Source organism: Actinomyces sp. 594 (genome assembly GCF_019325145.1).
GTDB lineage: Bacteria > Actinomycetota > Actinomycetes > Actinomycetales > Actinomycetaceae > Actinomyces.
The window spans coordinates 1-15,586 of sequence record NZ_PIZC01000055.1 but is presented as its reverse complement, the minus strand read 5'-3'; the positions used below and the strand labels follow the sequence as shown (position 1 = coordinate 15,586).

Annotated in this window: 13 protein-coding genes; 4 read left to right on the top strand and 9 right to left on the bottom strand. The window is 67.9% G+C overall.

The features are described 5' to 3' along the window. Window positions 1-30: 30 nt before the first annotated feature. From GZ998_RS09390 to GZ998_RS09380, 3 genes are all read right to left on the bottom strand, one after another. Window positions 31-567 (bottom strand): flavoprotein, encoded by a 537-nt coding sequence (locus GZ998_RS09390; protein WP_219109687.1) that lies wholly within the window; start codon window positions 565-567, stop codon window positions 31-33. A 2,005-nt stretch (window positions 568-2,572) separates the two neighbouring features. Further along, the gene (locus tag GZ998_RS09385; protein ID WP_219109686.1) at window positions 2,573-2,845 is read right to left on the bottom strand and encodes a transposase family protein; all 273 of its coding nucleotides are present in this window, start codon (window positions 2,843-2,845) and stop codon (window positions 2,573-2,575) included. 149 nt (window positions 2,846-2,994) lie between these two features. Then, a complete protein-coding gene (locus GZ998_RS09380) occupies window positions 2,995-3,138 on the bottom strand; it encodes a hypothetical protein (protein WP_210579984.1) in 144 nt (47 codons plus the stop codon). Window positions 3,139-3,308: 170 nt separating this feature from the next. Here GZ998_RS09380 and GZ998_RS09375 point away from each other — a divergent pair, with 170 nt between their 5' ends. Beyond that, window positions 3,309-3,701 carry a hypothetical protein gene (locus GZ998_RS09375; protein ID WP_219109685.1) on the top strand — a complete coding sequence of 131 codons (393 nt, stop codon included), beginning with the start codon at window positions 3,309-3,311 and terminating at the stop codon, window positions 3,699-3,701. 69 nt (window positions 3,702-3,770) lie between these two features. On the opposite strand, the gene GZ998_RS09370 is transcribed toward GZ998_RS09375, so the two are convergent. Both GZ998_RS09370 and GZ998_RS09365 read right to left on the bottom strand, forming a co-directional pair. Beyond that, window positions 3,771-5,132, bottom strand: a complete 1,362-nt coding sequence (locus tag GZ998_RS09370; protein ID WP_219109684.1) for a pitrilysin family protein — start codon at window positions 5,130-5,132, stop codon at window positions 3,771-3,773. 179 nt (window positions 5,133-5,311) lie between these two features. Further along, window positions 5,312-7,681 (bottom strand): polyribonucleotide nucleotidyltransferase, encoded by a 2,370-nt coding sequence (locus GZ998_RS09365; protein ID WP_161924376.1) that lies wholly within the window; start codon window positions 7,679-7,681, stop codon window positions 5,312-5,314. Window positions 7,682-8,197: 516 nt separating this feature from the next. Here GZ998_RS09365 and fucO point away from each other — a divergent pair. Beyond that, window positions 8,198-9,349, top strand: a complete 1,152-nt coding sequence (fucO, locus tag GZ998_RS09360; protein WP_162678574.1) for a lactaldehyde reductase — start codon at window positions 8,198-8,200, stop codon at window positions 9,347-9,349. A gap of 291 nt (window positions 9,350-9,640) precedes the next feature. Here the strand turns inward: fucO and rpsO are convergent, their stop codons facing one another. Beyond that, window positions 9,641-9,910, bottom strand: a complete 270-nt coding sequence (gene rpsO / locus GZ998_RS09355; protein ID WP_219109683.1) for a 30S ribosomal protein S15 — start codon at window positions 9,908-9,910, stop codon at window positions 9,641-9,643. A gap of 276 nt (window positions 9,911-10,186) precedes the next feature. On the opposite strand from rpsO, the gene GZ998_RS09350 reads away from it, so the two are divergent. Next, window positions 10,187-11,260, top strand: a complete 1,074-nt coding sequence (locus tag GZ998_RS09350; protein WP_257505766.1) for a PHB depolymerase family esterase — start codon at window positions 10,187-10,189, stop codon at window positions 11,258-11,260. Between the two features lie 50 nt (window positions 11,261-11,310). Here GZ998_RS09350 and GZ998_RS09345 read toward each other — a convergent pair whose 3' ends face one another. The 3 genes from GZ998_RS09345 to rbfA form a co-directional block, all read right to left on the bottom strand. Next, window positions 11,311-12,351 (bottom strand): bifunctional riboflavin kinase/FAD synthetase, encoded by a 1,041-nt coding sequence (locus GZ998_RS09345; protein WP_162678572.1) that lies wholly within the window; start codon window positions 12,349-12,351, stop codon window positions 11,311-11,313. A gap of 113 nt (window positions 12,352-12,464) precedes the next feature. After that, window positions 12,465-13,478, bottom strand: coding sequence for a tRNA pseudouridine(55) synthase TruB (gene truB, locus GZ998_RS09340; protein WP_219109682.1), 1,014 nt, complete (start codon window positions 13,476-13,478; stop codon window positions 12,465-12,467). Further along, complete coding sequence (gene rbfA, locus GZ998_RS09335; RefSeq protein WP_219109681.1) at window positions 13,475-13,981, bottom strand: 30S ribosome-binding factor RbfA; 507 nt, start codon at window positions 13,979-13,981, stop codon at window positions 13,475-13,477. The genes truB and rbfA overlap by 4 nt, the downstream gene beginning before the upstream one ends. A 359-nt stretch (window positions 13,982-14,340) precedes the next feature. Here rbfA and rarD point away from each other — a divergent pair, with 359 nt between their 5' ends. Then, window positions 14,341-15,327: an EamA family transporter RarD gene (gene rarD / locus GZ998_RS09330; RefSeq protein WP_308807204.1), complete on the top strand. Its 987-nt coding sequence runs from the start codon at window positions 14,341-14,343 to the stop codon at window positions 15,325-15,327. Window positions 15,328-15,586 lie beyond the last annotated feature (259 nt).

Sequence of the window (15,586 nt, the reverse complement as noted above, 5' to 3'; positions counted from 1 at the left end):
GACGTCATTCCGATCGTCGCTCCTGAATGGTTATCCTAATTGGAGTTTTGATTTTACATCCTCGTACGTTGCCATCCCTCCTTCTTCTGGGTTGAAGTTGACGAGAGACACGGATGCGTCGTTCATTGAAGGTAGAATCAAGGTGTAGTCTTTCCTCAATGACGTAAGAAGTTCTTTGTATCTATCCTTTCTAGTCACAGGGCCACTGACAGCGGGTACTATATACGTAGGTGCGGCTGTGAATGCGACGGTCGCTAAGGCCAGATTACTGCTGTCGAGTTGCATTATCTTGGACATTGAATTGAGCGAAGCGGGGGCGACGAGGACTTTGTCTGCCCAGTATGCTAGCTCCTTATGAATGGCTCTGCCGCTCACTCCCCAGCTACTTTCAAGGTACGTTGGTTGGCCCGTTATCGCGGCCATCGCGTTGGGGGATAGGAACCGCTCGGCGCTCGGTGTCAGCACGCACCTGATCGATATGTCGTAGTCGCTTCTTAGCTGAAGCACCCACGTCGGCATCAACGCAGCTCCGACAGCTCCCGTAATTATTATTAGTAGATTCAACATGTTGTTCTCCCTCTAGTATCTCGTAATTGACTGACGACAGGAACAGTGGTTACACGGACTTCAGTGTCGGCCGAAGTTGTGAGCCTGGGGAACTGTCCTCGATGGTGAAGAACGACCAACGATGGATACACTGGACCGGGCATCTATTCGTTTAGTTTACCTAACTACTCTTTTGGTGAAAATTAACGCGCTTAAGGAGGAACGCGTTGATGCCACTTATGAACACAAGCAAAGGCGGTGCTGCAGCCATGATCATGTTATCAGGCACCGGTGGAACTGCCGCGAGCAATACATAGCCGGTCTGTGGAGAGTTGTTTAGGGTGGCGCTGACGAACAGTGCTACGTGTATGTAACTCGCTTTTTTTGCCCACCTAATTCTGAGTTGGTCAGCATTTTGCAGGGTCCACCACCAAGCGACGTGCTCCAGCGCGAACGTTAAGAACACGACAATAGCACCTCCTGCTTCTGAAGCATTTGGCAGTCGATGCTGTGACAGTCCCAGGCTGACGGCGTACGCACAACACGTCACGCCACCAACGAGAAAGAGAAGCCTTGCGACGGTTAGCCCTGAAGGGACAGATGTAGTCTCACTCGATGCTTGTGGCCCTATTTCACGGCTCATGGGTCATCTCTTCCTCCACGCAGGGTCGTTGGCGAAGACGTCGTCCCCTCCATCAGGTTGCCTTCAGCATAGCAACATGCGTCTGAGATCACAAGGGTTTGACGAGACTTGCCTCAAGTCTGACTCGTGCCGGTTTTAGTGACACTGCGTCAGGACTGGGGTTTTTCGTTGGCGCGGAGGGGTTTGGTTGGTGTTTGTGGGGACCTAGGGCGTGTTGTGTAAGTCGGGGTGGCGTCGGCGTGGTGTGTCAAACAGGGTGAGGCCTTCGGGGTATCACGGGTCGTGTGATAGAAGACTGTGACGCCTCGAAACGCCTCGGCCGGCTCCCGCGCTCACGCGCGGCCGCCTGCAGCGCATCGACCACGAGGGAGGTGCGCATGCGGCTCGCGATACCGCCCAGTCGATCAGGCGCCTGCTGTAGCAGTCGATGACGGTAGCCAGGTACAGGTTCGAGCCGTCGGCCAACGGCAGATAGGTGGGGGCACCTCCCACGCAGTGGGGGAATATCGCCCAAGTACTTGCGGTTGGGGGCATCCGCCGCGGGAGTCCCGCTCTAGCAGGTCGGGGTAGTTGGACGCCGACTGATCCCGGTGCGGTGGTACGCACCCGCCGATGCTTGCGGAAACCGACGATCGACGCGGCCCGCATCAGACGCGCCACCCGCCTTGCGGTTGATCTTCCCGTCGGCGCCCTTGGCGATCCCGTCGCCTGGTTCGGCGGCGGGTCCTGGGCGCCCCCATGGCCCAATCATCATCGCAATTCTGCCGGATCCGGACGGCCCGGGGCGGCATCGGCCGCAGCCCGCTCGGCTCGTCTGGGAGCGGCCTGTCCCCAGGCGTAAAAGGAGGACCGACCTACCCCCGAGCAACTCGCAAAGCCGCTCCCGCCCCATAGGTGGCTGCATGGTCGGCGACCAGAACCGGGAAACAAGGCTCTACCGGACCGGTCAACCCACGGCGAAACATGCTTGGCCGCCTACTGCAAGATCTCCCCCTCCCGAGCCAGCCTGGTCCTTCTCCGCCCGCAAGGCCGCGTTCTCCGCCACCCGGCCGGGCGACCCGCTCCTCCACCGACTCCCCAGCCTGCGCCAGTGCACCGTCAGCGCCGGCCTGAGCAGGTGGCGCCGTCCCGGTCTTGCCGTTGGACTTAAGCGGGCTGGGGGCCGGCGCCCCGCCCGGACCGGTCTTCCGCCCCGTGCCCCAACGGTGCAACCAACCGCGCAGCGTCCCGCGGGAGACCCCCAGATCCTGGGCAATACCACGCACGCATCGCCCCCGGTGTCGTCTCGTACAAGCCCACTGCCTGACGACGGAACTCCTCCGAGTAGCTCTTCATAGCCACAGGTCAGATGATCCCGCTCTCCCCAGCCACACAGGGACGGAATCAGCATGTCCAACAAACAGGGCCAAGACCCAACCGAACGTCGAAGTCCTCTGGGTCCAAGGCAGCCAGGGCTCGGCGGATCGTCGACTCACTCGCCATGGGACGGTCGGGGCTGATACCGAGGTCTTGCAGCTGGCTCTCGGTCAGATCGCGGGCGTGTTCCCAGATCGCCAACAGGGTGCCGCACCCGGCCAGCACCCCCACCGCCGCCAAAACAAGCAACACATCCAGCCGATGACGGCGCCCGCGCCGATCACGCGGGTCGGGAACCATGGCGAGCACCCCCGCCAGGGGCTGGCGCGACAGAGCAGAAGTGGGAGATGATGACATAGCGGCGCGACTCTCGAACAGGCAATGGCTAATTCGACATCCCCATCGTCGCCGGAAAATCAAGCCGCATCCCTGCAAACACACCGAAACCCCTAGACATCAGATAACCGGCGACCGGCTTTGCCGACACCCTGGGCGTCCACAAAGTCCTGCAACCCGGCCTGAAGCAACCGACGGAACACATCATCCTGAGCCAGGTCAGGGTCGGCCAACACTTCCGCGATCAGCATGGACACGGCAGACTTGCTTGTTGGGCATCCTGGGTGAACCTTCCTAGTGAGTCTTGGTCGAGAATCTGGGCTCCCACGATGCCCCCTACCAGAGGGAACCCCTCGCGGGAATTGCCACCACACTGCGAGACCTACCCTTAGCGTTTGTGCCACCCCTCATATTCAAGGAAGCCTCCATGTCGCAGCTCGGCCATGACTCGTCATCCAGCGCATTCCAGGATCGGTCGCGCACGGGTCGGCAGATCGCACGCAGGCCGAGCGCCGTGTCATCGCTGTCTTTCGCCGCCGTCGCCGCCGTGTGTGCGGTTCTCATCCGCCTGAACTGGGAGACCCCGCAGCGAGCACTGACGATCGCCGTCGCAGTCGCCGCGACATGCACGGTACTCGCAGCCGTCACGGGTCTTCGGACGCTGCGGATGATCACTGCCGTGGCGCTCGGGGTCATGGTGACGATTGCCCTCACTCGCCCCTCGGGCGCACTCGGAGCATGGGTCGTCGCTGCGATCCTCGTCTTCGTTCTTGCCGTGTGCCAACCCCAGTGGCTTCGCAGACGGCAGCCGCAAGGTTAAAACCGGATGCTCGCCGTATCCTCACTCGCCGCGATCACGGTTGAGGTGAGGGCGTCGGCTGAATCTGTTTCAGGCACCCGGTCCGACCACTACGCGGCAGCGCTCCTGGGCGGCGAGCTGGGCGGCCAGTGCGCGCACGTCGTCGGCGGTGACCGCGTCCAGGCGGCGCAGGTTCTCCTCCATGGAGCGCAGGCGGCCGGTGACGACCTCGGCGCGGCCCAGCCGCCCCATGCGGGCCAGAGAGTCCTCTCCCCCGAGCACCATGGAGCCGCGAATCTGCCCGCGGGCCCGCTCCAGCTCGCGCTCGGTTACGCCGTCGGCGGCCAGTGACTCGAACTCGCCGGCCATGACGGCCAGGACCTCATCGACGTCGCCCGGGGCGCAGCCGGCGTACAGACCGAAGGCGCCGGCCCCCGCGTAGGGGGTGTCGAAGGCGTAGGTGGAGTAGGCCAGGCCGCGCTTCTCGCGGATCTCCTGGAACAGGCGCGAGGACATGCCGCCGCCGAGGATGGTGGTGAGCACACTCATGGTCCAGCGGCGCTCGTCCAGCGCCGGAATGCCCTGGCAGGCGAGGTATACGTGGGACTGCTCGGCGTCGCGCTCCAACGTGATGTCGTGAACCGTCAGCTCTGCCGCGGGTTCGGTTTCGAAGCGGCGCGGGCGCGGGGCGACGACGCCGGTGGTGTCCCAGCCGGCGGCGGCCAGGTCGGCCGCGACCCGCTCGCAAATCTCGTCGTGGTCTACGGCGCCGGCGGCGGCGACCACGAGCGTGTCGGAGGCGTAGGTGCGCTGGTAGTGCTCCCAGACGGCGTCGCGGGGCACCGCCGACACGGTCGCGTAGGTGCCGCCGATGGGGCGCCCCAGCGGGGTGTCATCACCGAAGGTGGCGCGAGCGAAGGCCTCCTGGGCGATCTCGGCGGGGTCGTCGGCGGCGTCGGCCAGCTCAGAGACGATCACACCCCGCTCGGTCTCCACCTCTCCCGGGTCCAGGCGAGAGGAGGTGACCATGTCGGCGAGCACGTCCAGGGCGGTCAGGTCGTCCGGTCCCAGGACGCGGGCGTAGTAGGAGGTGTGCTCCTTGGATGTGGCGGCGTTGGACTCCCCGCCGATCATGTCGAATGCCTCGGCGATGTCGTGGGCGCTGCGCGTTGCGGTGCCCTTGAACAGCAGGTGCTCCAGGAAGTGGGTGGATCCCTCCTGACCGGTGCGCTCATCGCGGCTGCCGACGCCGAACCACATGCCCAGTGAGGCCGAGCGCAGCGCCGGAACGTGCTCGGTGATCACGCGCACGCCTCCGGGGAGGATAGAGCGACGGATGGTGGCGCCGTCGTCGACGAGGCGGAGTTCGGTGCCGGGGGCGCCGGCGGGTGCGCGGTCGAGTGCGGCTTCGCCGAAGCTGGTTTCGGGGCCGGTCGGGGCGGGAGTGGTCACCGCACGAGCCTAAACGACTGGCCTCGATGCGTCATTTCCACCGGTTTCGACGCGTTACGAGTGCCGGTCTCGGCGTGTTACGAGTGCCGGTCTCGGTGAGAGGAGAGGGCCGGGCTCCGGTTGATCGTCGTGATCGCGCGGAGCCCGGCCCTCGGTTGTTACCGGGTCAACCGGATTGGTCACTCCTCCTCGGAGGACTCCACGGTGCGCATGCGGCGGCGGCGCGGGCGGCGCTCACGGCGCTCGCCGTCCTCGTCGGTGCGCTCACGGCGGCGGCGCGGGCGGCGCTCACCGTCACCCTCACCGCGCTCGGCGCGGTGCGCCCTCGCCTCGTCCTCGGCGGCCTGCTGCTCCTCGTTGAGGACGGCGTGCAGGCTGAGCTTGCCGCGCTGGTCGATCTCGGCCAGCTCGACCTCGACCTTGTCGCCCACACCCAGCACGTCCTCCACGTTCTCCACGCGCTTACCGCCGACCAGCCGGCGGATCTGGGAGACGTGCAGCAGGCCGTCCTTGCCGGGGGTCAGCGACACGAAGGCGCCGAAGGTGGTGGTCTTGACCACGGTGCCGACGAAGCGCTCGCCGATCTCCGGCATCTGCGGGTTGGCGATGGCGTTGACGGCGTCACGGGCTGCCTCTGCCGACGGGCCGTCGGAGGCACCGATGTAGACCGTGCCGTCGTCCTCGACCGTCAGCTCGGCGCCGGTGTCCTCCTGGATCTGGTTGATCATCTTGCCCTTGGGGCCGATGACCTCACCGATCTTGTCCACGGGGATGTGCACGCTCAGCACGCGCGGGGCGGTCGGGGCCATCTCGTCGGGAGAGTCGATCGCCTGGGCGAGCACGTCCAGGATGAACAGGCGGGCGTCGCGGGCCTGGGCGAGGGCGCCGGCCAGCACGTCTGAGGGCAGACCGTCCAGCTTGGTGTCCAGCTGCAGGGCGGTGATGAAGTCACGGGTACCGGCGACCTTGAAGTCCATGTCGCCGAAGGCGTCCTCGCTGCCGAGGATGTCGGTGAGCGTGGCCCACTTGGTCTCGCCGTCGATCTCCTCGTGCATCAGGCCCATGGCGATGCCGGCCACCGGGGCGCGCAGCGGCACGCCGGCGTTGAGCAGCGACAGGGTGGAGGCGCACACCGAGCCCATGGAGGTCGACCCGTTGGAGCCGAGCGCCTCGGAGACCTGGCGGATGGCGTAGGGGAACTCGTCGCGGCTGGGCAGCACCGGCACCAGGGCGCGCTCGGCCAGGGCGCCGTGGCCGATCTCGCGGCGCTTGGGGGCGCCGACGCGGCCGGTCTCACCGGTGGAGAAGGGCGGGAAGACGTACTGGTGCATGTAGCGCTTGTGCTTGATCGGCGAAAGATCATCAACCTGCTGCTCCATGCGCAGCATGTTCAGGGTAGTAACGCCCATGATCTGGGTTTCGCCGCGCTCGAAGATGGCCGAGCCGTGCACGCGGGGCAGCACCTCGACCTCGGCGGCCAGGGTGCGGATGTCCTTCAGGCCGCGGCCGTCCATGCGCACGCCCTCGGTGAGGGTGCGGTGACGCACGAGCTTCTTGGTCACGGAGCGGAAGGCCGCCTTGAGGGCCTTGGCGTCCTCCTCGGCCGGGTAGGCCTCGGCCAGGTCGGCGAGCACCGCGTCGCGCACGGCGTCGGTGGCCTCGTCGCGGGCCTGCTTGCCCTCGGTGGCGATGGCGGCGGCCAGGTCGTGGGCCTCGGCGGCCTTCTCGACGGCGTCGTACTGCTCGTCGGTGTAGTCCAGGTAGAGCGGGAAGTCGGCGGTGGGCTTGGAGGCGTGCTTGGCGACCTCCAGCTGCGCCTCGCACAGAACCTTGATGTGCGGCTTGGCGGCCTCCAGGGCCTCGGCGACGACGGCCTCGGTGGGGGCGGTGGCGCCGGCGGCGATCAGGTCCCAGGCGTTCTCGGTGGCGCCGGCCTCGACCATCATGATGGCGACGTCGCCGTCCTCCAGCACGCGTCCGGCCACCACCATGTTGAAGGTGGCGCGCTCGAGCTCGGAGTAGCGGGGGAAGGCCACCCAGTGCCCGTCGATAAGGGCCAGGCGGGTGCCGGCGACGGGGCCGGCGAAGGGCAGGCCCGCGATCTGGGTGGACATGGAGGCCGCGTTGATGGCCAGGACATCGTAGGCGTCGTCGGGGTGGATGGACAGGACGGTCTCAACCACCTGCACCTCGTTGCGCAGGCCCTTGACGAAGGAGGGGCGCAGCGGGCGGTCTATCAGGCGGCAGGCGAGGATGGCGGAGGTGCCGGCGCGGCCCTCCCGGCGGAAGAAGGAGCCGGGGATGCGGCCGGCGGCGTACTGGCGCTCCTCCACGTCAACGGTGAGGGGGAAGAAGTCGAACTGATCCTTGGGGTGCTTGCCGACGGTGGTGGCCGACAGGACGGTGGTCTCCCCGTCCAGGTAGGCCATGGCGCTGCCGGCGGCCTGCTTGGCCAGGCGCCCGGTCTCGAAGCGGACCACGCGCTTGCCGAAGGGGCCGTTGTCGATCACGGCCTCGGCGGCCGTGACCTCGGGGTCGTCAAGGAACATATTTAGCGTGTCTCTTTCTATGTCGATCGTCAGGCCGGCCGTGGCCTTCGATCGAGGCCCACGGAGCTGCGCACGCGCTGGTCCGGAGGCCACCACCGAAAACCGACGGGCCGTGCCGTCCGGTTACCGGGTCTGTCCCGGCCACCGGGTCCACTCCCCCGTAGCTGCCTTCCCGGGCCGACGACGCCGCTGCAGGCGCGTCCGCATCCGGTAGCGCGGGCTGTTCCCGGAGCCGATCCGGGAGGGCGTGTTCAGCAGGGCACCTGTCGGCACCCGGGAAACGCACTGCCACTGCCACTAGCTTGAGGATGAACGGCTTGATCCTACCGTGGCGCCCGCGAGCGCGGGGGTCACGGAACGACCGGGAGACGTGAAATAGGACGCGCCCACCGGCTCGGGACCTTCGGGCCTTCCGCATGAGAACAACCTCATGAAATCGTTTCAAGCACGGGGTTGGCCCACGGCGGACCACCCACAGAACTCGCCATGCCAAGCTGCACCAAGGGAGCGCACTCAATGACCTACCGCATGATCTTCAACCAGACCGGCTACTTCGGACGCGGCGCCATCGCCAACATCCCCACCGAGATCACGGCCCGCGGCCTGAGCAAGGCGTTCATCGTCACCGACCCGGTCCTGGCGGACAACGGCACCGCCGCACGCATCACCGACCTGCTCGACAGCGCCGGCATCGCCTGGGAGATCTTCTCCGACGTCGTACCCAACCCGCCGGTGGAGAAGGTGCAGGCCGGCCTGGCCGCCTTCCGCAACTCGGGCGCCGACATCCTCATCGGCCTGGGTGGCGGCAGCCCGCAGGACACCTGCAAGGCGATCTCGGTGATCGCCACCAACCCCGAGTTCGAGGACGTGCTCAGCCTGGAGGGGGCCTCCCCCACGAAGAACCCGGGCACCCCCATCATCGGCGTGCCCACCACCGCGGGCACCGCCTCGGAGACCACCATCAACTACGTCATCACCGACACCGCCAACCAGCGCAAGTTCGTGTGCGTGGACCCGCACGACATCCCGGTGATCGCCGTGGTGGACCCCGACCTGATGGACGGCATGCCGCGGGGGCTGAAGGTCGCCACCGGCCTGGACGCGCTCACCCACGCCATCGAGGGGTACATCACCCCCGGCGCCTGGGAGCTGTCCGACGCCCTGTGCCTGCGCTCCATCCAGATGATCGCCAAGAACCTGCGTAAGGCGGCCGAGGGCGACGCCGACGCCGTGGAGCAGATGGGACTGGCCGCCTACATCAACGGCATGGCCTACTCCAACGTGGGCCTGGGCCTGGTGCACGGCATGGCGCACCCGCTGGGCGGGCGCTACAACGCCCCGCACGGGGTGGCCAACGGCATCCTGCTGGCTCCGATCATGGCCTTCAATGCCGAGTACACCGGTGAGAAGTACCGCGACATCGCCGAGGCCTTCGGGGTGGCCGACGCCCAGACCATGCCGCTGGACCAGGCGCGCCAGGCCGCCGTCGACGCCGTCGCCCAGCTGACCCGCGACCTGGGCAACCCCACGCGCATCAGCGAGGTGGGCGTGGATGAGTCCGGGATCGCCGCACTGACCGAGGACGCCTTCGCCGACGTGTGCACGCCGGGCAACCCCCGCCCGGCCACCCGGGAGGACATTGAGGCGCTGTACCGCTCGCTGCTGTGATCTGCCCCGGCGCGCCGATGCCGCCTGGTGGACGTCGGCGCGCCCCGCGGCAGTGGGTAGTGCCGCACCGTCGGGAAAATGTGCGAGCCGTCGGCCTGGAAGTACGAACTGTCAGGTGAAGGTACGCACCCACAGTTCCCCGCCCCACCGTAGTGGGCACCGCGGGTGCTAGGTGCGGGATCAATTCGCCCGGGATCCGGCAACGTATGGCCAGACAACCACCACGTGCAGGGCCCCGGCCTCCAATGCTGGAGGCCGGGGCCCGGACTTACGCGCAACTGGCGCTGTCGCTCAGCGGCGGATGCCGAGGCGGGCGATCAGCTTGCGGTAGCGCGTGATGTCCTCACGCTCGAGGTAGTCCAGCAGGCGGCGGCGCTTACCGATCAGCAGGTACAGGCCGCGGCGCGAGTGGTGGTCGTGCGAGTGGGACTTGAAGTGCTCGGTCAGGTTGGAGATCCGCTCGGACAGAATGGCGACCTGGACCTCCGGGGAGCCGGTGTCGCCCTCGTGGGTGGCGTACTCGGCAATGAGCTCCTGCTTGCGCTCGGGGGAAATCGACACGATGACTCCTGATTCTCGTTGCGCGGAGCGCCGGGGCTGGTTCTCCCGGGCTTGACACATCCGCGGCCGATCGACGGCTGGGCAACACTATCAGCCGATATGGCCCGGGTTCTCCCCGTGGCCGGTGGCATCGGGCACATGTTTCAGCCCGTCGGCGGCGCGCGGCTGCTACGCTGCTGTTACTCAGCTCACTCGCACCACCTATCGCCTCCGGCTTCCCTTCCAGTGTCCATCCGCCCTCCGGCTTCCCCAATCGGTCTTCACCAAGGAGTCCCAATGTCCCGCCCTGAGCCCCCTGCATCAGCGTCCCCGCGTAAGCGGCTACTCACCCTCGCCTGCCTGCTGACCGCCGGGCTCACGGCGCTCGCATCCTTCACCATCACCGGATGCGGTTCCCGGCAGTCCGCGCCGAGCTCAACCAACTCCGCGGTCCCGGTGTGCGCCCGCACGCTGTCCGGCACCCAGACCGTCGAGGTCGCCTTCGACGGCGAGACGTACCCGGTGCGGGTGCACGTGCCCGAGGGCGCCGATGCCACCACGCCGGCGGCGCTGGTACTCGATCTTCACGGCTCGAATTCCAATGGCACTGCCCAGGCAGGGATCAGCGGCCTGGACGCCGTAGCCGACGCCGACGCGGAGGGCTTCGTCGTCGCCGAGCCCACCGCCGCTATCGCCCTGGACACCGACGATCCGCTGCCTGACGGGAACTGGGCGTGGAACGTGCCCGGAGTGCCGACCACGGCGGGCGAGTACCCCGCCGACGATGCCCGGGATGACATCGCCTTCCTGACGGCGGTCATCGACACCCTGACCGAGCAGGCGTGTGTGGACCCCACCCGCGTGTACGCCACCGGGTACTCCGGCGGTGGTCGTATGGCCAGCGCCCTCGCCTGCGAGCGCCCCGACCTGATCGCAGCGATCGCGCCCGTGGCAGGGCTACGCGCCGGCAGGGCCGCCGCCGGTGACGTGGCCTCACTCGATCCCTCGACCTGCACCCCGGCGCAGCCGGTATCCGTGCTGACGTTCCACGGCACCGACGACGTGGTCAACCCCTACGACGGCAACGACGACCCGCGCTGGGGGTACGGCGTGGAGGCGGCCGTGAGCGCCTGGGCGCAGCTGGACGGCTGCAGCGCCGAAGCGACCACCGAGCAGGTGAGCGACCACGTGTCCCTGACCCGCTACGGCTCCTGCGAGGGCGGCACCGAGGTGGAGCTGTACACGGTGGATGCCGGCGGTCACACCTGGCCGGGCACCAGCGCCGACCTGTCCGCCCTGGGCACAGTCACTCAGGAGATCAACGCCTCGCAGCTGATGTGGGAGTTCTTCTCCGCCCGCCCGCGGCAGTGACCCCCCGCACGGAACGGCATACATAGCCGGGTGTCCCCGCCCTGAGGACGTCACCGGGCGGTGACGTCCTCAGGGCGGATGGGCTCGGGCACGGGCACGTTCAGCACCGCGGCGGTGTCGACTACGTCCTGACGCATCTGCACCAGCAGCGGCTCCAGGCCGTCGAAGGCGAGCATGGGGCGCAGCCGCTCCACCAGCTCGATCACCACGACCTCCCCATACAGGTTCAGATCCGCGCGCCCCAGGACATGCGCCTCCACGGTACGGTCGGGCACGTCGTCGAAGGTCGGATTGGTCCCGATCGAGATCGCGGCGGGCAGGCGCTCCTCCCCCGCGCCGCCGGCCACCCCAGCCTGTGGGGAGCGCACCAGCCAGCCCGCATAGACGCCGTCGGGCGGGACCACGCCGGCAGTGGCGGCGTCCAGGTTCGCGGTGGGGAAGCCGAGTTCGCGGCCACGGCGGTGCCCATGGATAACCGTGCCGCGCAGCCGGTGGACGTGGCCGAGGACCTCGGCCGCACCGCGCATGTCGCCGTCCTCCAGTAGTTCACGCACCCAGGTGGAGGACCAGCGGCGGCCGCTGGAGGCGACGACGTCGGCGACGATCTCCACGTCAATGCCATCGGCGTGCCCGATCCGGCGCAAGGTGGCGGCATCGCCGCTATTGCCGCGTCCGAAGCGCACGTCGTCGCCTACCACAATCGCACGCGCCCCGAGCACGCCCTCAAGCCAGTCGCGCACGAACTCCTCCGGCCCCTGGTCGGCGAAGTCGAGGGTGTAGTGGACCACGAGCACCGCGTCCAAACCGGTGTCCGCCAGGGACTCCAGCCGGTCTGCCAGCGAGGTGATCATGGGCAGCCGCGCCTCGGGGCGGTGCACCGCCACCGGGTGCGGGTCGAAGGTCAGTGCGATCGCGCGTGGCCGGCGTCCGTCGGGGGCAGCCGCATGGTGGGCGCGCTCAACAACCCGGGCGAGGATCGCTTGGTGGCCGCGGTGCACGCCGTCGAACACACCGACGGTGACGACGCTGCCGGGACCTGATGAATCCCTCAGGGCTGCGGGCACCTGCTCGGCGCCGTACCAGATCTTCACGGTGCGCCGCCTCAATCCGCGTCGCCGAGTTGCCACGGAATGCGGGCGATCGTGGTCTGGCTCAAAGGTGCCTCCTGGTTTGAAGGTGTCCGGGCGGGCTCGGGGCTACCCAATCAGTTCGGCAGTACGAGCACGGGGCGGGTGTCCCCTCCCTTGTGGGTCAACAGTGCCACGAGCCCGCCCGCAGGGTCGAACCCGGCGGCCACGCCCGGCGCGGCGGCCTTGGGGACAACCGGATGCTCCGGGGCCTGTGCCCGGTCTAGCACCGCGGCGGGCAGGCGCTGACCGTAGCGCAGTGCACGTGCCTCGGCCTCGTCCAGGTCCACGGCGGGAAAGCAGCGGCGGGCCACGGCGGCCAGAGGCAGCACGGGCAGGGCCTGCCCGGCGGCGACCACGGCGGACAGGGAGGCGATGGTGGCGGCATCGTCGACTGTGAAGGGGCCTGCCCCGGTGCGGCGCAGGGAGGTCAGGTGGGCCCCGCAGCCCAGGGCGGCACCGAGGTCACGAGCCAGGGCGCGCACGTAGGTGCCCGAGGAGCAGTGCACCCTCAGGTCGAGGTCAACCAGGGCGGTGCCGTCAGCGGCAGTGGAGGGGCGTATCTCGCCTACTCGTGTCAGGGCGTGAATAGTCACCGGACGTGCCGGCAGGGCAACGTCCTCACCGCCGCGCACGCGCGCGTAGGAGCGCACGCCGTCGATCTTGATGGCGGACACCGCGGACGGCACCTGCATGATCTCGCCGGTCAGGGAGGCCAGGGCGGTGTCGATCCGTGCGGTCAGGTCGGGGCCCGGCTGGCAGCCGACGGAGGATGTGAGCTCGCCGTCGGCATCCTCCGTGAGCGTGGTCTGGCCCAGGCGGGCCGTGGCCAAGTAGTTCTTGTCCGCGCCCACCAGGTAGGTCAAGAACCGGGTGGCGCGGCCGATGCCGAGCAGCAGTACCCCGGTAGCCATGGGGTCCAGGGTGCCGGCGTGGCCTACCTTGCGGGTAGCCGCCATGCGTCTGGTCATGGCTACGACGTCGTGACTGGTCACGCCGGCAGGCTTGTCCACAATCAGCAGGCCATCCGGGGAGGTGACGGAGCCGCGGGGAACGTCGATGCGGCGTCCGGCGGGTTGACCAGTGGTCACGCCCCGGTCTCCTCCTCGTCGACGTCGGCCTCGTACGGCTCGTAGTCATCGTCGTCTACGGCCTCGTAGTCGTCCTCGTCCTCGTCGTCGTCGTGGCGGTAGGGGTCGGCGTCGCCGGCGTAGCTGGCCCCCGCGTAAGTGCGCGCTATCTCCTCGTCCCGGGCACGCGCCTGTGCCAGGGCGTCCTCAATGGCCTGCGCCTGGGTGGGCAGGGAGTCCAGCTGGAAGGTGATCGACGGGGTTAGCCGGATGCCGAGTGCCCGGCCGACTTCCGAGCGGATCAAGCCGGTGGCAGAGCGCAGCGCGGCGGCGGTGTCCTGGCGCTCCTCATCGGTTCCGTAGACGGTGTAGAAGACGGTTGCCTGCTGCAAGTCGCCGGTCACGCGCACGTCCGTGATGGTGATGAAGCCGATGCGGGGGTCCTTGATTCTTCCCTGCAGGAGGCGGGCGACGGTCTCCTGGATGTGGTCGGCGACCTTGCGGACGCGGGCGGCGTCGGCCATTGGGGCTCCTTGCGAATCGAGTGCTGCGAGTGTCAGTGGATGAGTGTCAGTGGATGCTAGCGCGGCACGCGGAGGGTGACCGCAGCCGCAACCGGCGGACGGATTATTGTGCACCACCACCCGCGCAATCGCCAGGGGCAGGGCGGCGTCCCTTACCAGCGCCCGTCTCGCCTACACCAGTGCGGGCAGCCCGCCGGTGTTCGGCCCGGGCGGCCTCCCGGCGCGGGTGCCCGCCGCTGACGCGTGTTCATGATGCGCTGCGCGCTAACGTTCATGCCGATAACTCGACTCCTGCGGGTGCCGCTGCCGTGCGATCAGTGCGCGTGCACGCTGCCTTCCGCCGACTATGAAAGCCGCACGTGACTGACTCCACCTCCCCCGCCCCCGAGTCCCGCGCCGTCGGCGCGGCGACGCCCGCTCCGGCGCGAACTGCCGCCGGCACCGGTGATGCCCCGGGTGTGGCCATGGTGCTCTCCTGCTACTTGCTGTGGGGCCTGTTCCCGCTGTACTTCCACCTGCTGCACGCCGCCGGCAGCGTGGAGATCATCGGACACCGCCTGGTATGGACCCTGGTTACCTGCCTGGGGCTCACCGCTGTGCGCCGCTCCTGGCCCGCGCTGCGCGCAACCGTGACCACGCCGCGACTCTGCGGCACGCTAGCGGTCAGCGGTCTGCTGGTGTCGGTGAATTGGTTGGTGTACGTCTACGCGGTCAACTCCGGCCGCACCGCGGACGCGGCCCTGGGCTACTTCATCAACCCGCTGGTAACGGTGGTGCTCGCGGCGATATTCCTGGGTGAGCGGCTGCGCCGCGCCCAGGGTATCGCCGTCGGTATTGCGGTGGTGGCCATCATCGTGCTGGTGGTGGCCCAGGGGTCACTGCCGTGGATCTCGCTGTCACTGGCCCTGTCATTCGGCCTGTACGGGCTGGTGAAGAAGCGCGTGGGCGCACAGGTGGATGCGCTCACCGGACTCACGGTGGAGAGCGGCTGCATGACACCGGTAGCGCTGGCCTACTTCGCCTGGCTTTACGCCGGCGGGCACGGGGCGCTTCAGGGGGCGACGGCGTCTACGGGCCTGGCGGTGGGACTGGTACTGGCGGGCCCGGTGACGGCGACGCCGCTGCTGCTGTTCGCCGCGGGCACGCGCCGGGTGCCGCTGTCTATCGTGGGGCTCAGCCAGTACATCACCCCGGTCATGCAGTTCCTGCTTGCCTGGGCCGTGTTCCGCGAAGAGATCTCGCCGGCACGCTGGGTGTCGACGGCGCTCGTGTGGGTGGCTGTGGTCGTATTCGTCACCGACCTGCTGTGGCAGCTGGCGCGTCGGCCGCGCCCGGCCAAGCACTGAGGCTTCGCGGAGGACCGACCGCACCTGGTCCCGACCGATCAGGTCGAAGGCTCCACCGCAGGCCTCGGCGCACTTCACAACGTTCATCCCCCGGCGAATCGTGCCATCCGGGTCATGAGCGCGTCTGGCGGTTCGTACCTTCGCGCGACGATACGTACCTTCCGGTCAATGTGATGTCTCATGACTTCTGGGACTGTTGGATCTCATGACATCTGGGAGTGTCAGAAGTCGTGAGATTCTGGGAGGCCCTGGGTGGGGT